This window comes from Enterobacter cloacae complex sp., assembly GCF_900322725.1.
Taxonomy (GTDB): domain Bacteria; phylum Pseudomonadota; class Gammaproteobacteria; order Enterobacterales; family Enterobacteriaceae; genus Enterobacter; species Enterobacter quasihormaechei.
In genome coordinates this window covers 3,832,543-3,853,524 of sequence record NZ_LT991957.1, presented here as the reverse complement: position 1 = coordinate 3,853,524, position 20,982 = coordinate 3,832,543, and the positions used below count along the sequence as shown (strand labels likewise).

At 56.8% G+C, this 20,982-nt stretch carries 24 protein-coding genes; 9 read left to right on the top strand and 15 right to left on the bottom strand.

Annotated elements, in window-relative coordinates; translation table 11 throughout:
- Positions 1-67 precede the first annotated feature (67 nt).
- Positions 68-1,285: an MFS transporter gene (locus tag DBR02_RS18960; protein WP_107535116.1), complete on the top strand. Its 1,218-nt coding sequence runs from the start codon at positions 68-70 to the stop codon at positions 1,283-1,285.
- A 76-nt stretch (positions 1,286-1,361) separates the two neighbouring features.
- Here the strand turns inward: DBR02_RS18960 and flgL are convergent, their stop codons facing one another.
- The 11 genes from flgL to flgB all read right to left on the bottom strand — a co-directional run bounded on the left by flgL (position 1,362) and on the right by flgB (position 11,261).
- Positions 1,362-2,315: a flagellar hook-associated protein FlgL gene (gene flgL, locus DBR02_RS18955; protein WP_107535115.1), complete on the bottom strand. Its 954-nt coding sequence runs from the start codon at positions 2,313-2,315 to the stop codon at positions 1,362-1,364.
- A gap of 16 nt (positions 2,316-2,331) precedes the next feature.
- On the bottom strand, positions 2,332-3,972 hold the full coding sequence (flgK, locus tag DBR02_RS18950) for a flagellar hook-associated protein FlgK (protein ID WP_107535114.1): 1,641 nt from the start codon (positions 3,970-3,972) through the stop codon (positions 2,332-2,334).
- 75 nt (positions 3,973-4,047) lie between these two features.
- The gene (gene flgJ, locus DBR02_RS18945; protein WP_107535113.1) at positions 4,048-5,001 is read right to left on the bottom strand and encodes a flagellar assembly peptidoglycan hydrolase FlgJ; all 954 of its coding nucleotides are present in this window, start codon (positions 4,999-5,001) and stop codon (positions 4,048-4,050) included.
- Positions 5,002-6,099 carry a flagellar basal body P-ring protein FlgI gene (locus tag DBR02_RS18940; protein WP_063449072.1) on the bottom strand — a complete coding sequence of 366 codons (1,098 nt, stop codon included), beginning with the start codon at positions 6,097-6,099 and terminating at the stop codon, positions 5,002-5,004.
- A 12-nt stretch (positions 6,100-6,111) separates the two neighbouring features.
- Positions 6,112-6,810: a flagellar basal body L-ring protein FlgH gene (gene flgH / locus DBR02_RS18935; protein ID WP_003857987.1), complete on the bottom strand. Its 699-nt coding sequence runs from the start codon at positions 6,808-6,810 to the stop codon at positions 6,112-6,114.
- A 57-nt stretch (positions 6,811-6,867) separates the two neighbouring features.
- Entirely contained in the window at positions 6,868-7,650 is a 783-nt protein-coding gene (gene flgG / locus DBR02_RS18930) for a flagellar basal-body rod protein FlgG (protein WP_000625853.1), read from the bottom strand.
- Positions 7,651-7,661: 11 nt separating this feature from the next.
- On the bottom strand, positions 7,662-8,417 hold the full coding sequence (locus DBR02_RS18925) for a flagellar basal body rod protein FlgF (RefSeq protein ID WP_063449073.1): 756 nt from the start codon (positions 8,415-8,417) through the stop codon (positions 7,662-7,664).
- A gap of 20 nt (positions 8,418-8,437) precedes the next feature.
- Positions 8,438-9,688, bottom strand: coding sequence for a flagellar hook protein FlgE (flgE, locus tag DBR02_RS18920; protein WP_107535112.1), 1,251 nt, complete (start codon positions 9,686-9,688; stop codon positions 8,438-8,440).
- Positions 9,689-9,714: 26 nt separating this feature from the next.
- Complete coding sequence (gene flgD, locus DBR02_RS18915; protein WP_107535111.1) at positions 9,715-10,425, bottom strand: flagellar hook assembly protein FlgD; 711 nt, start codon at positions 10,423-10,425, stop codon at positions 9,715-9,717.
- 11 nt (positions 10,426-10,436) lie between these two features.
- Entirely contained in the window at positions 10,437-10,841 is a 405-nt protein-coding gene (gene flgC, locus DBR02_RS18910; protein WP_003857997.1) for a flagellar basal body rod protein FlgC, read from the bottom strand.
- Between the two features lie 3 nt (positions 10,842-10,844).
- Complete coding sequence (gene flgB, locus DBR02_RS18905; RefSeq protein ID WP_006809266.1) at positions 10,845-11,261, bottom strand: flagellar basal body rod protein FlgB; 417 nt, start codon at positions 11,259-11,261, stop codon at positions 10,845-10,847.
- A gap of 157 nt (positions 11,262-11,418) precedes the next feature.
- On the opposite strand from flgB, the gene flgA reads away from it, so the two are divergent.
- The 3 genes from flgA to flgN all read left to right on the top strand — a co-directional run bounded on the left by flgA (position 11,419) and on the right by flgN (position 12,895).
- Positions 11,419-12,078, top strand: coding sequence for a flagellar basal body P-ring formation chaperone FlgA (gene flgA, locus DBR02_RS18895; RefSeq protein ID WP_063866354.1), 660 nt, complete (start codon positions 11,419-11,421; stop codon positions 12,076-12,078).
- Between the two features lie 93 nt (positions 12,079-12,171).
- Positions 12,172-12,465, top strand: coding sequence for a flagellar biosynthesis anti-sigma factor FlgM (flgM, locus tag DBR02_RS18890; protein ID WP_063449077.1), 294 nt, complete (start codon positions 12,172-12,174; stop codon positions 12,463-12,465).
- A gap of 4 nt (positions 12,466-12,469) precedes the next feature.
- Positions 12,470-12,895 carry a flagella biosynthesis chaperone FlgN gene (gene flgN, locus DBR02_RS18885; RefSeq protein WP_107535110.1) on the top strand — a complete coding sequence of 142 codons (426 nt, stop codon included), beginning with the start codon at positions 12,470-12,472 and terminating at the stop codon, positions 12,893-12,895.
- 58 nt (positions 12,896-12,953) lie between these two features.
- Here flgN and murJ read toward each other — a convergent pair whose 3' ends face one another.
- The 4 genes from murJ to rimJ form a co-directional block, all read right to left on the bottom strand.
- Positions 12,954-14,489, bottom strand: coding sequence for a murein biosynthesis integral membrane protein MurJ (gene murJ / locus DBR02_RS18880; RefSeq protein ID WP_063449079.1), 1,536 nt, complete (start codon positions 14,487-14,489; stop codon positions 12,954-12,956).
- Positions 14,490-14,618: 129 nt separating this feature from the next.
- On the bottom strand, positions 14,619-15,542 hold the full coding sequence (locus DBR02_RS18875; protein WP_107535109.1) for a Gfo/Idh/MocA family protein: 924 nt from the start codon (positions 15,540-15,542) through the stop codon (positions 14,619-14,621).
- Between the two features lie 2 nt (positions 15,543-15,544).
- The gene (locus DBR02_RS18870) at positions 15,545-16,195 is read right to left on the bottom strand and encodes a YceH family protein (RefSeq protein WP_107535108.1); all 651 of its coding nucleotides are present in this window, start codon (positions 16,193-16,195) and stop codon (positions 15,545-15,547) included.
- 9 nt (positions 16,196-16,204) lie between these two features.
- Positions 16,205-16,789 (bottom strand): ribosomal protein S5-alanine N-acetyltransferase, encoded by a 585-nt coding sequence (rimJ, locus tag DBR02_RS18865; protein WP_003858007.1) that lies wholly within the window; start codon positions 16,787-16,789, stop codon positions 16,205-16,207.
- Between the two features lie 236 nt (positions 16,790-17,025).
- On the opposite strand from rimJ, the gene mdtH reads away from it, so the two are divergent.
- The 5 genes from mdtH to bssS all read left to right on the top strand — a co-directional run bounded on the left by mdtH (position 17,026) and on the right by bssS (position 20,940).
- Complete coding sequence (gene mdtH, locus DBR02_RS18860; protein ID WP_107535107.1) at positions 17,026-18,234, top strand: multidrug efflux MFS transporter MdtH; 1,209 nt, start codon at positions 17,026-17,028, stop codon at positions 18,232-18,234.
- A 121-nt stretch (positions 18,235-18,355) separates the two neighbouring features.
- Positions 18,356-18,916: a lipoprotein gene (locus DBR02_RS18855; RefSeq protein ID WP_063866351.1), complete on the top strand. Its 561-nt coding sequence runs from the start codon at positions 18,356-18,358 to the stop codon at positions 18,914-18,916.
- 128 nt (positions 18,917-19,044) lie between these two features.
- Positions 19,045-20,091 carry a dihydroorotase gene (gene pyrC, locus DBR02_RS18850; protein ID WP_107535106.1) on the top strand — a complete coding sequence of 349 codons (1,047 nt, stop codon included), beginning with the start codon at positions 19,045-19,047 and terminating at the stop codon, positions 20,089-20,091.
- 74 nt (positions 20,092-20,165) lie between these two features.
- Complete coding sequence (dinI, locus tag DBR02_RS18845; RefSeq protein ID WP_107535105.1) at positions 20,166-20,411, top strand: DNA damage-inducible protein I; 246 nt, start codon at positions 20,166-20,168, stop codon at positions 20,409-20,411.
- Between the two features lie 274 nt (positions 20,412-20,685).
- Positions 20,686-20,940, top strand: a complete 255-nt coding sequence (gene bssS / locus DBR02_RS18840; RefSeq protein WP_015570838.1) for a biofilm formation regulator BssS — start codon at positions 20,686-20,688, stop codon at positions 20,938-20,940.
- Positions 20,941-20,982: the final 42 nt, after the last annotated feature.

Genomic DNA, 20,982 nt, shown 5'->3' with positions numbered 1-20,982 from the left:
TGCGCCCGCTACCGTCGCAAGCCGTCCTGATAAAAAATAGCCGCACACGACGAATGAGGAACATCTTATGAACACCACCACAACCACCACCCAGGCCGTGAGCCACTGGGTAATCGTTATGCTGGCGCTTGGCGCTGGCTTCAGCGTGGCATCCATCTATTATGCCCAGCCTCTGCTGCCGTTGATGGGCACAGACCTGCACCTGAGTATCGAAGGCATGGGTATGGTCCCGACGCTCACCCAGGCGGGTTACGCCTTAGGCATCCTGTTTCTGCTCCCGCTCGGCGATCGTCATGACCGCAGGACCTTGATCCTGATAAAAAGTGCGGCCCTGGCGCTGTTCTTGCTGGGCTGTAGCCTGACCGGACAACTGCACTCCCTGCTGCTCACCAGCCTGCTGATTGGCATGGCCGCTACCATGGCTCAGGATATCGTCCCGGCGGCAGCGATCCTGGCACCGGAAGGGAAACAGGGTAAAACTGTCGGCACGGTGATGACCGGCCTGCTGCTGGGCATCTTGCTCTCCAGAACCGTAAGCGGCGTGGTGGGTGAAGCCTTCGGCTGGCGGGTGATGTATCAGCTGGCCGCCGCAAGTATTGCGCTTGTCGGCGTAGCCATGTGGGCCGTGCTTCCCCGCTTCGCTGTTCACTCCACGCTCAGCTACCCGGCGCTGATGCGCTCCATGGAACACCTGTGGCGTCGCTACCCGGCGCTGCGTCGGGCCGCGCTGGCTCAGGGTTTCCTGTCGATTGCCTTCAGCGCGTTCTGGTCGACGCTGGCGGTCATGCTGCTGGAACGTTATCACCTTGGCAGCGCCGTGGCGGGTGGGTTTGGTATTGCCGGTGCCGCAGGCGCGCTGGCCGCACCGCTGGCGGGTGGCCTGGCCGATAAGCTGGGCGCCGGTAAAGTGACCCAGCTGGGTGCCGCACTGGTCACCGTGTCGTTTGCCCTGATGTTCCTGATGCCGGCGCTGGGTGTACACGGTCAGCTGGTCCTGATAGCGATCTCCGCGGTGGGTTTCGATCTCGGCTTGCAGTCCAGCCTCGTGGCGCACCAGAACCTGGTTTACGGCCTTGAGCCGCAGGCACGCGGACGTCTTAACGCCCTGCTGTTTACCGTCATTTTCATCGGAATGGCGCTGGGTTCGGCATTAGGCAGCAATATCTATACGCTGGCGGGCTGGACGGGCGTGGTTGGGCTGGCGACCCTGTGTGGCGCCATTGCGCTGGCTATCAGAGTGATTGAAAGCGCCCGGGTGCTGTCCGCACAGGCAGAAAGCGTGTAAAAAAAATGCCCAACCCGGATGGGTTGGGCAGACAAAACATGCCCAGTTTCAAGACATGTTCCAAAAGGTCTGAGTATTATCTGTTCATCTGGAACAACGACATACCCTGCATATCGCTAAAGGCTTTATACGAGGCCTGCAACGCCGCCTGCTGCATGGTGTAGGACGAAATCACCGAGTTCCAGTCCACGTCCACCAGGTCACTCATCTGCTGGGTCTGGCCCAGCGCGCGATCCTCACCCAGAGAATCCAGCTTGCCCAGCTCGTCCAGCTTGATGCCAAGGTCGGCGCGCACGGTCAATACATTGTTGAGGGAGTTGCTCAGGCCACGGTTGGCTTTATCAATTGCCGCGGTAAACGCTTCGGCCTTCGTTTCGTCATCGCCAACCGGCGTATTCAGCGCACCGATGGCAGCGTCGAGGATCTTGAACAAATTCGTTTCCTGAGCGCTCCCCGCCGGCTCCGGCTTTGCATTGCTGGTGAAGCTGTCGAAAACTTCAGCGCCCGTATGGCTGATTTGCATCGTTCGCGCGGAGTCAACCTGCTGGCTGATTGGCGTACCGCCGCCCTGATACGTACCGGTCGCCTGGTCGAACGCCGCCGCTTCGGTTTTGTAACCTGAAAAGATATAGCGACCGTTACCGTCCGTGCTGTTAGCCAGGTTCATCAGCTGATCGCGAATACCTTGCAGGTTCGTTGCCAGCGAAGCGCGGTCATCGTCGCTTAACGTGCCGTTGCCCGCATTGACAATCTTTTCCTGAGCCGCCTGGATTGCGGTTGTCACCTGCGATAACACGTTCTCTTCCAGCGAGACTTTCGTCGTAGCGAAGGAGCGCGCCAGTGCATACTGGCTGTTTTGCGTTTGAGCCTGAGAGAGCACAACGGCCTGCGAGGCGGCAATCGGATCGTCAGACGGACGGTTGATGCGCTTACCCGTAGACATCTGCTCGCCGTAGCTGAGCCAGAGGCTTTGGGAATTCGTCACGCCGCGCATGCTCTGCTCATACATCATTTGAGTACTAATACGCATTTTTTATGCCTCAGCCTTAGCGGATATTGATCAATGCATCAAACAGCGCGCTCGCCGTTTGCAGCACCTGCGCATTCGCCAGATAGTACTGCTGATAGCGTTGCAGGTTGCCATACTCTTCATCCAGGTTAACCCCGGAGATTGACTGCTGCTGTTTGGTCAGCTGCGTCACTACGTTCACCTTGGTTTCGCTGCTGGTTTTCAGGGACGCCGTGGTGCTGCCCACCGTACTGACCAGAGCGGCATACGCGTCGTTAAAGGTTTTGTTCCCACCGACCAGCTTGGCGCTCTGCAAATCCAGAAGCTTTTGACCATTGGTATTGTCGCTTTCGCCGCTTCCCTTCGCGGAAGCCATCGCCAGTTTGGACTCGTCGCTGATCGCCACGTCCATATTTACGATGACGTCATTCACCGGCTTCACGATAAAGCTGTCTTTATTATTGGCCGAACCGCTAATGTTGACGTTGAGACCATCGAACGACAGGTTACCGCCAGTATCCGGCTTGGCCGTGAAGCTGGTGTTGTCTGACAGACGGGTGATGGTCCAGTCGGTACCGTTGTACTCAACTTTGTAGTTTGTCGCCTGTACCTTCGTACTGTCCGTCATCGTTGCCGTAACGGCCGCGTTCCCGGTGTTTTTGCCGTTACTCAGCACCGCCGGGGAGCCAAAATCAAACAGCTTACCGCCTGCATCCCCGTTCGCATCAAAGCCCGCCTGGTGCTGGGTATTCATGGCATCGGCAAACGCCAGCGCCATCTGGTTAAGCGTATTTCGCGCCTGATCCAGATCCTGAGAACGGAACGTTAACAGCCCGCCAAGCGACCCCGTGGTGATCTGTTTTTCCGAGATCTCCACGTTGCCCGCGGCGGCATCCACATAGGCAATCGTGGTACGCGCGGGATCCGCACTGGATTTCACCGCGGCAAGCTGGCTTGCGTTGCTGCCCTGTACCAGGGTGTAACCGTTGGCGATAGAAATGTTATAGGTGCCGCTGTCCTGCACGGTCACGTCCACGCCGACAATCTTGTTCAGCTCACTCACCAGCTGATCGCGCTGATCGAGCAGTTCGTTCGGGGATGCGCCCGCCCCTACGCCAGTCAGTCGGGAAATCTGGTCGTTGAGGTTGGCAATCTGCTTCGCGTAGTTATTGATCTGATCGACGCTGGTAGAAATCGCCGTATTAACCTGCGCATCCTGATCGCGGAGATACTGATCGTTGGTTTTGAACTGGTTTACCAGACCATCCGCCTTCCCGAGTACCGTCTGGCGTGCAGCCGGATCTTCTGCGTTACTCACCAGTGTTTGCAGACTTTTAAAGAAATCCTGGAGGTTGGCAGAGAGCGAGTTAGTGGTATCCGAAAGCACGTCGTCAATTTTTGACATCTGCTGGTAGCGCGTGGTCAGCCCGCTGCTCTGGTTCTGCGCCGCGCGCAGCTGGTTGGTGATAAATGAATCATATTCACGCTGAACGCCGGAGACATAAACCCCGTTACCCACCCAGCCGCCGCCGGTCAGGGTGCTGTTTGATGCGCCCAGAATGGTGGTCTGGCGGGTATAACCTGCCACGTTGTAGCTTGAAATATTATTACTGACGGTATTGAGTGCCGACTGCGCAGCACTGAGGCCACTCATGGCGCTGTTAATCAAACTGGACATGGGGGTTCCTTTTATACGTTCAGACACAAGTCCTGATGAAGGTTATCGGCAACCTCCACCGGGACTTGAGAACTTTCAGAACAGATTTTCGAGATCTGTGCTATAGGCTTTGCTGACCTTCTCAGACATGGATTTCAGCTGCTGGATCATGCTGGTCAGCTTGCGGGCATAGTTTGGATCGGTGGCGTAGCCGGCATTCTGCAACGCCTGAGCGCCCTGCTCTGGCGTGGCGGCCTGGGTCACGGCGGTGTAGCGCGGGTTCCGGCTCAGCAGCCCGACATAATCCGATAACGCTTCAAGATAGGAGCTGTAAACACGGAATTTGGCTTTCACCTTCACTGCCGCACCGTTTTCATATTCGGTCGTGGTGATTTCCGTGGTCGGCCCCTTCCAGTTGGAGGTGGCCTTCACGCCAAAGATGTTGAAGCTCGGCTCGCCGTTTTCCCTGCGGATCTGACGTTGCCCCCAGCCCGACTCCAGCGCCGCCTGCGCCAGAATCAGATGGTGCGGGACGCCACTCTCTTCACTGGCAAGACGCGCCGGCAGGGAGAGCTGCGCCAGGAAGACTTTGCTGTCGCCGGAGAGCGGCTCGTCACGCGTTTCTGCCGGCTTCGGCATCGCCTTACGCACCATCTGCGTCAGCGCCTGATTTTGATAACTGGTCACCTTTTCCAGATCAAACTTCATTGGCACCTGCTGCGGGGCCTCTTCAGGCGGCAGCCCCTGAGCGGCTGCGGTCTGTTTCACAATCATGTCCGCCAGGCCGAGCCCCTTTCCGGCGGTCATTTGCTGGGCAATCTGCTGATCGTACATGCTGGTGTAAAGCCGCGTGGAATCGCTGCTGAACATGCCATCTTTTGGCAGCGTTTCACGCATGCTTTTCAACATCATCTGCACGAACATGCCTTCCACCTGGCGGGCAACCGGGCGGATATTCGCCGCCGGATCCTTACCCGCGCTGGTTTTCAGCTCGTTGAGCGACTGGGCATCCCAGGCGGCACTGGTCAACAGTTTGCTATCGGTCAGCATTTAGATGATTTCCAGTTTGGCGCGCAGGCAGCCTGCACTTTGCATGGATTGCAGAATGGACATGAGATCCATCGGCGTTGCGCCCAGCGCGTTCAGGGCGCGCACCACGCTGTTCAGGTTGGCGCTGGAGCGCACGCTCTGCAACGAACCGCCGCTCTGTCGCAAATCAATCTGCGTTTGCGGCGTCACCACCGTTTGACCGCCACCAAACGGCGTGTCCGGCTGGCTGACGTTGGCCGAACGGTTAACCGTCACGGAGAGGTTGCCCTGCGCCACGGCGCAGCTGTCCAGCGTTACTTCGCGGTTCATGACCACCGAGCCGGTACGGGAGTTGATAATGACTTTCGCATCCTGAAGCGGCACGTTCACGTCCATATTCTGGATTTCGGCCAGCATTCGCACCTGGTTACTGCTGCCGGTTGACGTGCGGATCTGTACGGTGCGGGCATCCAGCGCGGTGGCGCTGCCGTAGCCCCGGCTGCGGTTGATGGTGTCAGCAATCTGCTGCGCCATCGTGAAGTCTTCGTTATTCAGTTGCAGATTAATGGTGTTGCCGGTGCCGAACTGGGTCGGCAGTTCACGTTCAATGATGGCGCCGTTGGTGATACGTCCCCCGTTCAGCTGGTTCACCTGCACGCTGCTGCCGCCTGCCGACGCGCCTGCCCCGCCAACCAGAATGTTGCCCTGCGCCAGCGCATACACCTGGCTGTCGACGCCTTTCAGCGGCGTCATCAGCAGCGTACCGCCGCGCAAACTTTTGGCGTTACCCATCGATGAGACTACCACGTCAATGGTCTGCCCCTGGCGCGCAAACGCCGGGTACGACGCGGTCACCATCACCGCCGCCACGTTTTTCAGCTGCATGTTAGTCCCGGCCGGAACGGTAATACCGAGCTGAGAGAGCATGTTATTCAGGCTCTGGGTGGTGAACGGCGTCTGGGTAGTCTGGTCACCCGTACCGTCCAGCCCCACTACCAGGCCGTAGCCGATCAGGGAGTTTTCACGCACGCCCTGCACGCTGGTGAGATCACGAATGCGATCGGCCTGCGCAACGGTAGCCACCAGCGACAGCGCCACGGCGAAGAGAAATTTATACATAGGTCACCTCGCTTACATCGGCGATAGGTTAAGGAAGAAGCGTTGCAGCCAGCCCATATTCTGCGCTTCGTTGATATAGCCGTTGCCGACGTACTCAATGCGCGCATCCGCCACCTGGGTGGACGGTACGGTGTTGGTGCCGCTGATGGTGCGAGGGTTAACCACACCGGAGAAGCGAATAAATTCCGTGCCCTGGTTAATGGCGATCTGTTTTTCACCCACCACGTGCAGGTTGCCGTTCACCAGAACCTGGTCAACCGTTACCGTCAGCGTGCCGCTGAAGGTGTTACTGGCGTTCGCGCCGCCTTTGCCGTTAAAGGTGTTGCCGCCAGAGGCTTCCACATCCGCACGGGCGTTGCCGAACAGCCCTTGCAGATAGCGCGGTACGGTGTCGAAGCCAAAATTGGTTTTGCCGTCGCGGCTGGCGTTCGCCGACGAGCTCTTGCTCGCGCTGACGTTTTCCTGCAACACGATGGTCAGCGTATCGCCGACGTTACGCGGACGACGGTCTTCAAACAGCGGCTGATAACCGTAGTTAATCGGCTGCGCGGTCTGGAAAATGGAGCCGTTCACCACCGGCGCGGGGCCGGGAACGGGTTGGGCGGTAGTCGCACCCTGTACCAATGGTTTAGACGGGATCCAGGCACACCCGCTGAGGGTAACGGCCAGAACAGTCAGGATCGGATAACGAAACGCCGCGTTTTTTTGCATTGCCTTCATCTTCGAAAACAGGGAGCCGGTGCGACGTTTACCGCACCGGGCTACACCTTAGAGTTGCGTCAGTTTTTGCAGCATCTGGTCGGTCGTCGACACTGCTTTACTGTTAATTTCATACGCGCGCTGAACCTGGATCATGTTCACCAGCTCTTCCGCCACGTTGACGTTAGAGGTTTCCACATAACCCTGGTACAGCAGCCCTGCACCGTTCAGGCCCGGCGTACTCTCATTTGGCGTACCGGAAGACTGCGTTTCGGTGTAGAGATTCTCGCCGATGCTTTCCAGTCCGGTATCGTTCATGAAGGTCGTCAGGTTGAGCTGGCCAACCTGAACCGGCGCCGCCTGACCCTGCTGGGTAACGCTGACGATGCCGTCACGGCCAATGGTAATGCTCAGCGCGTTCGCCGGAATGGTGATGGCAGGCTGCACCTGGAAGCCGCCCGCCGTCACCAGCTGGCCGTTCTGATCCACCTGGAACGAGCCGTCGCGTGTATAGGCAGAGGTTCCGTCCGGCAGCTGCACCTGGAAGAAGCCCTGGCCTTTAATTGCCACGTCTTTACTGTTGTTGGTCTGGGACAGGTTGCCCTGGCTGTGCAGACGCTCGGTGGCGACAGGGCGCACGCCGGTACCAATTTGCAGACCGGACGGCAGCGTGGTTTGCTCAGAAGACTGCGCCCCCGGCTGACGAATCGTTTGATAAAGTAAATCTTCAAAAACCGCACGCTGGCGCTTGAAACCGTTGGTGCTGACGTTTGCCAGGTTGTTGGCAATCACATCCATGTTGGTTTGCTGTGCGTCCAGACCGGTTTTCGCGATCCATAAGGAACTGATCATAGGGAGTCCTGTTAACTCATAGCCAGAAGTTGGTTAGCCTTGCTCGCGTTTTCATCGACGCTGCTGATGATTTTCATCTGCATTTCGAAGCGGCGGGCGCTGGCGATCATGTCGGTCATGGCTTCGACCGGTTTGACGTTACTGCCTTCCAGCACGCCGGACATCACGCGGATGGTCGGGTCGGCCTGTAAGGTGGCGCCGCGAGTGGCCTGCGCGGCCTGGGTCAGACGGAACATCCCGTCATCGCCACGCTGCACCTCATTGCCTTCCGCTTTCACCAGCTTCAGACGACCGACAGGCGCAACGGTGTTGGCCGGGTCGCCCGGATTCAACGCCGAGATGGTCCCGTCTGCCGCAATGGTCAGCTCTGACCCTTCAGGCACCGTCAGCGGACCGGCTTCGCCCATCACCGGATGCCCCTGAATCGTAAGCTGTCCGGTGGCGCTCACCTGAATGTTACCGTTACGGGTATACCCTTCTGCGCCGTCAGCCGTTTGCACCGCCAGCCAGCCGTCCTGCTGAAGGGCCACGTCCAGCGGACGCGCGGTGTAATCCATCTGGCCTGGCGTCATGTCGGCACCCGGCGTGGAGGCAGTGACCAGCGTACGCGTGGGCAATGACAGCCCTTCTACCGGCACCGCACGCAGCGCGTTGAGCTGCGCACGAAAACCTGGCGTGGAGGCGTTTGCCAGGTTGCTGGCGGTAACAGCCTGCTGATTGAGCGTCTGGCTTGCCGCGCCCATCGCTGTATATATTGCGTGATCCATTGCGCTTTCCCGTCAGCTGCTTAACGCAGGTTAACCAGCGTGTTGAGGATCTGATCCTGGGTTTTGATGGTCTGCGCGTTCGACTGGTAGTTACGTTGCGCGACGATCATGTTCACCAGTTCTTTACTCAGATCGACGTTGGACGCTTCCAGCGCGCCGTTGGTCAGCGTGCCGAAGTTACCGGAGCCCGCGGTGCCCAGCAGGGCAACACCGGAAGACTGGGTGGCAGACCAGACGTTATCCCCTTCGGACTTCAGGCCTTCGTTGTTGGCGAAGTTAGCCAGCACGATCTGGCCCAGCACCTGGGTCTGTTCGTTCGAGTAGTTACCGACAACGGTGCCGTCATCGTTGATCTGGTAGCTCACCAGGTCGCCCGGCTTATAGCCGTTCTGGCTCGTCGCCACGATGTTGTTCGCACCGGTGTTCTGCTGCATGGAGCTCTGGAAGCTCAGAGAGAACTCGGCAGGCTCCGCACCGCTAATGATGCCAGTGGTAATGTTGATAGCGGGGGTGGCGTTTGGCGTAGCGCTTATCACGCCAGCAGCGTTGTAGTTGTAAACACCCGCCAGGTTACCGTTGCTGTCGAAGCTCATCTGTGCCGTTTTTTTTGCAGGAGAACCCGCTACGCTGCCATCCTGGGTATACACATCCCATTTGTTGTCAGTTGTTTTGACATAGAACAGGTTCATGTTGTGCGCATTACCCTGGCTGTCAAACACCGTCACGGTGCCTTTCTTGTTGTAAGAGTCAGGGTTGGTCGAATCGAAGGCGACGGTTGGCGCGGTATCGGTGGAGTTCAGGTTGATCTGCTGAGAGGCCGTGGTTGTGGACTTCGCCGCCATCAGCGTCGTGGGAATGGAGATCGCCTGCGGATTCGCACCGGTTTGCACCGTAGGAGGCGTGCCTGCAACCGGGTAACCGGTTAACTGAAGCCCCTGCATGTTCACCAGGTTACGGTTTTCATCCAGCTTGAACTGGCCGTTACGGCTGTAGAACACAGAACCGTTAGCGTCCACCATGCGGAAGAAACCGTTCTGGCTGATGGCGACGTCCAGGCCGCGACCGGTGTTGGTGGTCGTGCCGTCAGTGAAGTCCTGGGTGATACCCGCAACCTTCACGCCCAGGCCCACTTTAGAGCCTGCAAACATATCTGCAAAAGACGCAGAACCGGATTTAAAACCATAGGTCGCGGAGTTGGCGATGTTGTTGCCAATGACGTCCAGGTTGGTGGCCGCAGCATTCAGGCCGCTGACCGCTTGAGAAAAGGCCATGACTTACTCCTGATAAGTATGAAGGCTTAGATAATCTGCCGAACTTCGTCGAGTGTGGTGGTACCGGAAGTACCCAAATCCAGTTTGTTGCCATCGCTACCCTTGATGACGCCCTGAACCAGGGCAAACTGTAGCGGCTGCGCCACCAGCTGAGTGGTGCCGTTGCTGGCGCTAATCGCAACCTGATACGAGCCGTTAGGGGCTTTGGTGCCGTCGGTCAGGCTGCCATCCCAGGTAAAGGTATGAACGCCCGCCTTAAGCTCGCCAATCTCAATCGTGCGCACCACGTTACCGCTGGCGTCTTTGATTGTGGCGGTGACTTTGTCGGCAGGCTGCTGCAACTCAACGCCAAACGGCGTCGTGGTAGTGGTGGACGTACCTTCGGTGGTGCTGGTACCCGCCAGGATCGTGGTCCCGGGAATCATCACCCCATGACCGATCAGGTTGGCGGCCTGTAAGGACTGGCTGTTATCGATTTGACCGGAGACAGAGCCCAGCGTGGTGTTCAGTTTCTCAATGCCGCTGACGGTGCTGATCTGCGCAAGCTGCGTGGTCAGTTCGTTGTTCTGCATCGGGTTGGTTGGATCCTGATTTTTCAGCTGCGCCACCAGCAGGGTCAGAAAGCTGCTCTGTAAATCGGAGGCATTGCTCCCGGTAAGGGAACTGGAACCGGTCGCACTGCTGGTGCTGCTGACGCCGGTATTGGTCGGGTCATTCACGTTTACGGCGATGGACATGCGTGTCTCCTTTACTGGCCGAGAGTGAGTGTTTTGAGCATCATGCTCTTCACGGTATTAAGCACTTCGACGTTTGCCTGGTAGCTGCGTGACGCGGACATGGAGTTCACCATCTCCCCGACCACGTCCACGTTTGGCATTTTCACGTAACCGCTGGCATCCGCGAGCGGGTTGCCTGGCTCGTAAACCAGCTTGTCAGGTGCCTGGCTCTCAACCACATCCGCCACCTTCACGCCGCCCGTTGCCGCACCCGGTGCAGCATCCACCTGGAAGACAACCTGCTTAGCGCGATACGGTTGTCCGTCCGGGCCGGTCACACTGTCGGCGTTGGCCAGGTTACTGGCCGCCACGTTCAGTCGTTTGGACTGCGCCGTTAATGCCGAACCGGCGATATCAAAAATATTCAGCAAGGCCATTTACTAATTGCCCCCCTGTAGGACGGTCATCATGCCTTTGATTTGCCCGCCGAGAAGCGTCAGGCCGGTCTGGTATTGCAGACTGTTATCGGCAAACTGAGTGCGCTCCCGGTCCATGTCGACGGTGTTACCATCAAGCGAAGGTTGATCGGGAATACGGTAAAGTAAGTCGGTTGCTGGCGCGGTCATCGCCTGAGCGGGAATATGCCGTGAGGATGTCAGGGCAAGTGAGACACCCGTTCCTTCGGCACGTCCACGCTCCATCACTTTTTTAAGTTCACTGGAAAAATCAATATCGCGCGCCTGATACCCGGGAGTATCCGCGTTGGCGATATTGGCGGCTAAAATCTCCTGCCGCTGGGCGCGTAAGTTGAGCGCTTCCTGCTGAAAACGTAACGCGGCGTCGAGTTTATCGAGCATGTCTCCTCCGCTGATGAGAAAATTTCAGTTCACAGCTTAAATCTCACCCCGTCTCCCCTATCGACGGAATAAGCGCAAAATGCGTCGCTATTTATTGCGTTGATGCAAAACCACTGCGGGTAGAATTTGCTTAATTCTGGACATGGTGGAACGTGCGATGCGGACTTTTAAACGTGGCCTGGCGGCGACCCTGTTGCTTTTAAGCCCTCTGGTGCAGGCTGAGGGATTAGAGGACCAGCTCAATGCTTTCTTTGCGCAGAAGCTGGCCGGCTTCAGCGATGACGTACGCGTGACCGTGCGCACCCCGTCTAACCTTTACCCATCCTGCGAAGCCCCGTCATTTAGCGTAACCGGCAGCACAAAGTTATGGGGCAACGTGAACGTGCTGGCGCGTTGCGCCAACGAAAAACGGTATTTACAGGTTGCGGTACAGGCGACGGGCAATTATGTTGTCGCCGCCGTTCCGATTCCGCGAGGCAGCCTGCTGCAACCTGATAGCGTAACGCTGAAGCGTGGCCGGCTGGATCAGCTTCCTCCGAGGACTATGCTGGACATTAACCAGGCTCAGGAGGCGGTCAGCCTGCGAGATGTCGCCCCTGGACAGGCGATACAGCTCTCTATGCTGCGCCAGGCATGGCGGGTAAAAGCCGGACAACAGGTGATGGTGGTCGCCAATGGCGACGGCTTTAGCATCAACAGTGAAGGAAAGGCGCTGAATAACGCCGCAGTGGCGCAGAATGCCCGGGTCAGAATGTCCTCAGGCCAGGTGGTCAGCGGCACGGTCGGCCCTGATGGGAATATTCTGATTAACCTGTAATCTTTTTAAAGATTTCGCGGCGACTGCCGATAAATATTCAACAAATGATGATGTCAGGCGCAAACGCCGCGAACCCTCGATGAGGACAACACTATGAGCATTGATCGTACATCAGCCCTGAAGCCGGTTAGCACTGTACAACCTCGCGAAACGAATGAGGCTGCCCCGCAGAAAGCGCGTCTGGAAAAAACGTCGACCGCTAACAGCACCAGCGTCACGCTGAGCGATGCGCAGTCGAAGCTGATGCAGCCAGGCAGCAGCGATATCAACATGGAACGTGTTGAAGCGCTGAAAACGGCTATTCGTAACGGCGAACTGAAAATGGATACCAGCAAAATCGCTGATGCGCTGATTCAGGACGCACAGAGTTTCCTCCAGAGTAACTAACCGTATGAGTCGACTGTCAGAAATACTGGATCAGATGACGGTGGTCCTGAACGACCTGAAAACGGTGATGGACGCAGAACAGCACCACCTCTCTTCTGGTCAAATCAACGGCAGCGCGTTGCAACGCATTACTGAAGACAAAAGCTCGCTGCTGGCGACCCTGGATTATCTGGAAAAACAGCGACGCGTTGAGCAAGACGCGAAACGCAGCGCCAATGATGAGATCAACGAACGCTGGCAGACCATTACAGAAAAAACCCAGCATCTTCGCGATCTCAACCAGCATAACGGCTGGCTGCTGGAAGGTCAGATTATCCGTAATCAGCAGGCGCTTGAGGTGTTGAAGCCCTATAAAGAGCCGGGACTGTACGGTGCGGATGGTCAGACGTCTACTGCACGTATTACGGGCGGGAAAAAGATTTCGATTTGACGCAGTAGCGGCACGTCATGAAACGGGGAGCACCGTCTGGTGACTCCCCTTTTGGCGTTTATACCGTGCGGCGGGTGAACTCTTTCACCTTGAAGCCAAGCACCGCCAGCGTGGCAAAATATGCCACTACGCCCACGGCCACCACGGCCATCAGACGCATCAGGCGATATGGCATGGTGCCCTGCGCCCAGTCAGGCATCACGTACAGCATGCCAACCAGCGCTGCCGCCATCACCAGTACCGCGATCACCAGGCGCAGCAGGAAGCTTGCCCAGCCCGGCTGCGGGGTGAAGATATCCTGCTTGCGCAGCTGCCAGTACAGCAGCCCGGCGTTGAGACAGGCCGCCAGACCAATCGACAGTGACAGACCCGCGTGTTTCAGCGGACCAATAAACGCCAGGTTCATCAGCTGAGTCATGATCAGCGTCACAATGGCAATCTTAACCGGCGTTTTGATGTCCTGACGTGAATAGAAGCCGGGCGCAAGCACCTTCACGACAATCAGCCCCATCAGCCCCACCGAATAGGCCACAAGCGCACGCTGCGTCATGGCGGCATCAAAGGCGGTGAATTTTCCATACTGGAACAGCGACACCGTCAGCGGTTTCGCCAGGATCCCCAGCGCCACCGCGCTGGGTAACGCCAGCAGGAAACAGAGGCGCAGGCCCCAGTCCATCAGGCGGCAATATTCATCATGATTGCCGCTGGCAAAACTTTTCGACAGCGACGGCAGCAGAATAGTCCCCAGCGCCACGCCCAGCACCCCGGACGGAAACTCCATCAGGCGGTCGGCGTAATACATCCAGGAGACCGAGCCCGACACCAGGAAGGAGGCAAAGATGGTATTGATGATGAGCGAGATCTGGCTGACGGAGACGCCGAGGATCGCCGGTCCCATCTGTTTGATAACGCGCATTGCCCCCGCGTCTTTGAAATTGATGCGCGGCAGAACCAGCATGCCGATCTTTTTCAGGTGCGGAAGCTGGTAGGCTAGCTGTAGTACGCCGCCGACGGTCACGGCCCAGGCCAGCGCCAGCACCGGCGGGTTAAAATGCGGCGCGGCGAACAGCGCAAAGCCAATCATGCTGACGTTGAGGAACGTGGGGGCAAAAGCCGGAACGGAGAAGCGGTTCCAGGTATTCAGGATGGCACCCACCAGCGACGCCAGTGAAATCAGCAGGATATAGGGGAAGGTGATACGCAGCAGCTGCGTCGTCAGGGCAAACTTATCCGCCGTGTCGGCAAAGCCCGGTGCCGTTACCATGATTACCCAGGGCGCTGCCAGCATCCCAAGAACGGTGACGATCGCCAGCGCCAGGGTCAGTAAACCGGAAACGTAGGCCACAAAAACGCGGGTGGCATCTTCGCCCTGCTTGCTTTTATATTCCGCGAGGATCGGGACAAATGCCTGTGAAAAAGCCCCTTCGGCAAAAATACGGCGCAGCAGGTTCGGCAGCTTAAACGCGACGAAAAAGGCGTCCGTTGCCATCCCTGCGCCAAAAACCCTTGCCACAATGGCATCGCGCGCAAAGCCAAGCACGCGGGAAAACATGGTCATCGAGCTGACGGCCGCCAGCGATTTTAATAAGTTCATTAACGTGAAGTTCCACAACCCTACGGATTTGTAGGCCGGGTAAGCGTTAGCGCCACCCGGCAAAGCCAACAAGCGGCGCTTAGTCTAACCGGATTTTAAGGAATTACTATCAGCAGATGTTACAGCGGGTTATTCCGACATCGCGTCGCGCCAGAGTCGTTCCACAATGCGTTGCGCCAGAATTGCCTGCTCGCCGGACGTTTCAGGCACCGTCTGATTTTGCACGCAGGTGATGAAGTGACGCGCGCAGCCTACAAAGCCGCGCTGCTCCAGCGTGCTCTGCCAGCCGGGAACGGGTAACGCGACCACGCCGTTGCCCTTCTCTTCCCGCCACTCACGCATATCGGTGACGTCATACAGCGCCCCATCCGTAACGGCCTGCACGGACTCGCGCTGACTGCCCGCCCGGCGGTGCATGCTGGTCGTCACCTGCACATGTTCAACGGCAAAATGATGCTCGGCGTAGACCATCTCGCCCTGCTCGTTAGTCAGCAGCGTGCCGCTTTGCAGCCGTGCATTTCCGTTACTCAGCCACAGCGCCGTATCCACAACGTGGAGATAATCATCCAGCAGCGTGAAGCGCAGATCGTTCGGCCCCACGCTGTCGGTACGGTGCTTATCCATTCGCAGAGAGGCAAACGAGCCGGACTGAGCCTTGAGCTGCTGATAGAGCGGGGCGAAACGGCGGTTGAAACCGACCATCAGCGTCAGCTTTTTACGCGCAGCCAACTCAATCAGACGTTCAGCATTTTGCACATTTTCCGCCAGCGGCTTATCCACGCAGACGTGAACGCCCGCGTTCAGCAGCTCGCTCACCACCTGATAGTGTGTTGCCGTAGAGGTATGCACAAATACCGCATCACATTCACGGGCTAAATCCTGTAGCGAACCGGCATAAGGGATGCGCCAGGTTTCGCAGATGCGCTCTGCTTTTTCACGGGTAGGCGACCACGCCCCTTGCAGCGCCCAGTCTGACGCTGCGCCTAAAACGGGCAGCCAGGCTTTTTGCGCAATCCCGCCCAGGCCTACAACGCCAATGCGTAATGTTGTCACGTTTAATCTCCCAGGTGTGCGAGTAAAGCATCCAGACGCTGCTTCAGCCCGGCAACCTCTTCTTCCAGGGCTGCCACGCGTGCGGTCAGGCTGTCGTTTGACGCTGGCGCGTCGGAGTCAGCGGCCAGCGCAGAGGTATCCACGTCGCCGCTGAACAGGTGCATATAGCGGCTTTCGCGCTTGCCCGGCTCGCGGGGTAAGCGCACCACGTAAGGACCGTCATCACGTGACGCCAGCACCTCCAGCGTCTGTTCAACGTCCTGCATATCACGAAACTCATGCATGCGAGAGGCGCGCGTACGCAGTTCCCCCGGCGTCTGCGCCCCGCGCAGCAGCAGCGTGGTGATAACAGCCACTTCCGCAGCGCTGAGTTTTAAATCGCCAAATTCAGAATTACAAAAGCGCTGTTCATATTTAGTGACGCGATTGCCGAAGCCGCTGACGGTACGCAGGTAGTGGCGTTTCACCAGCTCGTCGAGGATATCCTGTACCTCGTGTTCGCCCAGGTTCATCACCGGCTCACGGTTCGTCTTCTGGTTGCAGGCCATCGTGACGGCATTGACGGAAAGGGGATACTGTTCCGGCGTCGTGACCTGCTTTTCCAGCAGGCAGCCAATCACGCGCGCCTCGGCGCCATTTAACTGATATTTCATCTTTTCTCCTTAACGACCTGCGGTCCACTCCTGCGTGGTGAGCGCGGTGAGGACATGGTCCCGCCACTCGCCGTCAATCAGCAGGTAATCTTTGGCATAGCCCTCTTTTTCAAACCCCAGACGGGCCAGCAGATCGCCGCTGCGCTTATTGTGCGGCATATAGTTCGCCATAATGCGATGGATATGCTGCGTGCGCTGCATGTAGCGGATGGCCGCCGTCAGCGCCTCAAACATAAGCCCCTGCCCCTGCCATTTTTGGCCAATGGAATACCCAAGGTAACAGGCGTGAAACGACCCGCGCACCACGTTTGAAAAATTGGCAATGCCAACGATCTCTTTCTCTTCCGGATCGAGAAGCGCGAAATAAAACGCGCTTCCCTGCTTGTGAAATTCCGCAATCATACTGAGGCGCGCCTGCCAGCCGGAGGGGTAGCAGTGGCTCTCGTCCCGAACGGGTTCCCAGGGTTTTAAAAACTGGCGATTCTCGGCGTAATAATCCGCCAGACGCCAGGCATCACGCTCATGCACCAGACGAACGACCAGCCTGTCCGTCGTCAGACGCACTTTTGGCACATTACTGCGATAGCCAAACATCGATACCACTCCTTCCCGTCGATTCTGCTCTGCCAGTTAGCTTTACTATACCTGTGCCTGTGCCTTCTGTGAAAACAGTGACATACCATTTTGATCGCTTTTCACATTTTTCGATGAGAACTCTCTATCAAAGCACCTTTTTGATAAAAAAATATTGTCGCCAGCGGGTATGGGAAAAAGCGTGGCGGCATCGCAGAATGTTAGCGTGCTCACCTTCTGTTTTCCCTGGAGGGAAAATGTCCCGCGTATCACAGGCCAGGAGCCTGGGTAAATATTTCCTGCTCGTCGATAACATGCTGGTCGTGCTCGGCTTTTTTGTCGTTTTTCCGCTTATATCGATTCGTTTTGTCGATCAAATGGGCTGGGCGGCATTGATGGTCGGGATCGCGCTGGGATTGCGCCAGTTTGTCCAACAGGGCCTGGGCGTGTTTGGCGGCGCCATTGCCGACCGCTTCGGCGCAAAACCGATGATTGTCACCGGCATGCTGTTACGTGCGGCGGGCTTCGCCACGATGGCCATCGCGCATGAACCCTGGCTGCTGTGGTTCTCCTGTTTCCTTTCCGGCATTGGCGGCACCCTTTTCGACCCGCCGCGTACCGCGCTGGTGGTTAAGCTGATCCGCCCGCAACACCGGGGTCACTTCTTCTCAATTTTGATGATGCAGGACAGCGCCGGAGCGGTCGTGGGCGCCCTGCTGGGAAGCTGGCTGCTGCAATACGATTTCCGCCTGGTCTGCGCCACCGGCGCGGTGTTATTTATTCTCTGCGCGCTGTTTAACGGTCTGTTTCTGCCTGCGTGGAAACTGTCGACAGTTAAAGCGCCAGTGCGGGAAGGGCTTGACCGCGTGCTGAACGATAAACGCTTCGTCACGTATGTGTTAACCCTGACCGGCTACTACATGCTTGCCGTGCAGGTCATGCTGATGCTGCCGATCATGGTTAATGATATTGCCGGCACGCCGGCGGCGGTGAAATGGATGTATGCCATTGAGGCCTGCCTCTCTTTGACGCTGCTTTATCCGATTGCCCGCTGGAGCGAGCGCCGTTTCCGGCTTGAGCACCGTCTGATGGCCGGGCTGTTGCTGATGACGCTGAGCATGATGCCCATCGGCCTGGTGAGCTCACTCCAGCAGCTGTTTATGCTGATCTGCACCTTCTATATTGGCTCCATCATTGCCGAGCCAGCCCGTGAAACGCTGAGCGCGTCGCTTGCCGACGCTCGCGCCCGTGGCAGCTACATGGGGTTCAGCCGACTTGGACTGGCGCTTGGCGGCGCACTGGGGTACACCGGCGGCGGCTGGCTGTTTGATGCCGGAAAAGCGCTCCATCAGCCGGAGCTGCCGTGGGTCATGCTTGGCATGGTCGGCTTTATGACGCTGATTGCGCTCTGGTGGCAGTTCAGCGATAAACGCAGCACGCGCGGGATGCTGGAGCCCGGCGCCTGACCTTCTGGCGGGAGGAAATTTGCCTCCCTCCACTATCAGTTTTTTCTGCTGGTTTCTGTAGGATCACCCTGACATACTGGCGTGTCAGGACAGATGCGCCGATTTTATGTTGAGGAACGCCATGAAAAAGATCGTTATTGCCGCTGCGTTAGTTGTCAGTGGTCTGCTGGTGGGATGTAACCAGCTTACGCAGTACACCGTCAGTGAGCAGGAAATTAATCAGGCGCTGGAAAAACATAATAACTTTTCAAAAGATATCGGCGTACCCGGCCTTGCGGATGCGCATATCGTTCTGACGAATCTCGCCAGTCAGATTGGTCGCGAGGAGCCTAACAAAGTCACCCTTTCCGGCGATGCCAGCCTGGACATGACTTCGCTGTTCGGCAATCAGAAAGCGGACATTAAGCTGAAGCTCAAGGCGCTGCCGGTCTTTAATAAAGAGAAAGGGGCAATTTTCCTGCAAGAGATGGAAATTGTGGACGCGGTTGTGACGCCTGACAAAATGAAACCCGTATTGCAAACGCTGATGCCTTATCTCAACCAGTCGTTGCAGAACTACTTTAACCAGCAGCCCGCCTACGTTCTGAGCGAAGACAAGAGTAAGGGCGAATCTCTGGCGAAAAAATATGCCAAAGGGATAGAGGTGAAGCCGGGTGAAATCATCATTCCTTTCACCGACTAAAGTCTCCGGGCGCTCAGGCGCCCGTTTTTTTTAACGGAAGTGTGTGCAAACGAAAACGTTTCCGCTTATGATTTGTGTCCGGCAAAAACAGCCATCTTATGACTGATCTCTTTCAAGCCGGAGCTTCCATGACTGTACAATCCCAGGTTCTCAAAATCCGCCGCCCAGACGACTGGCATATCCATCTTCGTGATGGCGATATGCTGAAAACCGTCGTGCCGTATACCAGCGAAATTTATGGCCGTGCGATTGTAATGCCTAACCTGGTTCCACCAGTCACCACCGTCGAGGCCGCGATCGCCTATCGCCAGCGTATCCTTGACGCCGTTCCGGCCGGGCACGATTTTACCCCGTTGATGACCTGCTACCTGACGGACTCGCTGGATCCCGATGAGGTTGAGCGCGGGTTTAACGAAGGTGTGTTCACCGCCGCGAAGCTCTACCCGGCAAACGCCACCACCAACTCCAGCCATGGGGTGACCAGCGTTGACGCCATCATGCCCGTTCTGGAGCGTATGCAAAAACTGGGGATGCCGCTGCTGGTGCACGGGGAAGTGACCCATGCTGACATTGATATTTTCGATCGCGAAGCACGGTTTATTGAAACGGTAATGGAGCCGCTGCGCCAGCGTCTTCCGGGGCTGAAGGTGGTGTTTGAACATATCACGACCAAAGATGCCGCAGAGTACGTCCGGGATGGAAACGAACTGATTGCCGCCACCATCACCCCGCAGCACCTGATGTTTAACCGTAACCACATGCTGGTGGGCGGGGTTCGTCCACATCTGTACTGTCTGCCGATCCTTAAGCGCAATATCCACCAGCAGGCGCTGCGTGAGCTAGTGGCCAGCGGCTTCCCTCGCGCGTTTCTGGGCACGGATTCCGCCCCGCATGCCCGTCACCGGAAAGAGGCGAGCTGCGGCTGTGCAGGCTGCTTCAACGCGCCGACCGCACTCGCAAGTTACGCAACCGTGTTTGAAGAGATGAACGCGCTAGAGCATTTCGAAGCCTTCTGCTCTCTCAACGGTCCACGTTTCTACGGTCTGCCGGTCAATGACACCTTCATTGAGCTGGAGCGTAAAGAAAGCCAGGTTGAAGAGTCGATTGCGCTCACCGATGATACGCTGATCCCGTTCCTCGCCGGTGAAACCGTAAGCTGGACGGTAAAACGCTAAAAAACTGTCGCCCCCTGTTGTCAAACCGACAATATAACTGTATAAATAAACAGTATATTACACAGGGGGCATTTATGCGTATTGAAGTCACCATTGCCAAAACCACCGTCCTGCCTGCTGGCGCACTCGACGCGCTGGCGGGTGAGCTATCCCGACGTATTAGCAGCACTTTTCCTGAAAACGATGGCGCCGTAACGGTACGTTATGCAACGGCAAACCATCTTTCCGTCATCGGCGGCGCGAAAGAAGACAAAGACCGCATCAGCGAAATTTTGCAGGAAACCTGGGAAAGCGCCGACGACTGGTTCATCACAGATTAAAATTTGCTCCCTCATTGTGTTTTTTTGCCGGGTCGCCCCGGCTTTTTTTCGTTTCGTCTCCTGTAAGTTCAAAATATTTCAGCATCTTCTTAGAAAATCGTGAACAAGATGGTGTTTTATTGCTCGAACAATCCTAAAAAGCATAAAAATGTGTTGCTACCCGTTTATTTTTTCCTTCTGAACCCTTATTAATTGATATACTGAAATTGCTTTCAGAAAAACATGCATTGAACCTCAAAGTCGTTGTCTTCTAACACGCATTAAGGGGGTTATAATGGAAAAGAATAGTGAAGTGATCCAGACCCATCCGCTTGTTGGCTGGGATATCAGCACCGTAGACAGCTACGATGCGCTGATGCTGCGTTTGCACTACCAGACCCCAAATCAGCAAAACCGTGATGAAGCGGAAGTTGGACAGACGCTGTGGCTTACAACAGACGTCGCCCGTCAGTTTATCTCTATTTTGGAAGCAGGCATCGCAAAAATAGAATCTGGCGACTATCAGGAAAATGAGTATAAACGGCATTAATCTTATGCCCTTCACTCAACAGGCACCCTCGCGGTGCCTTAT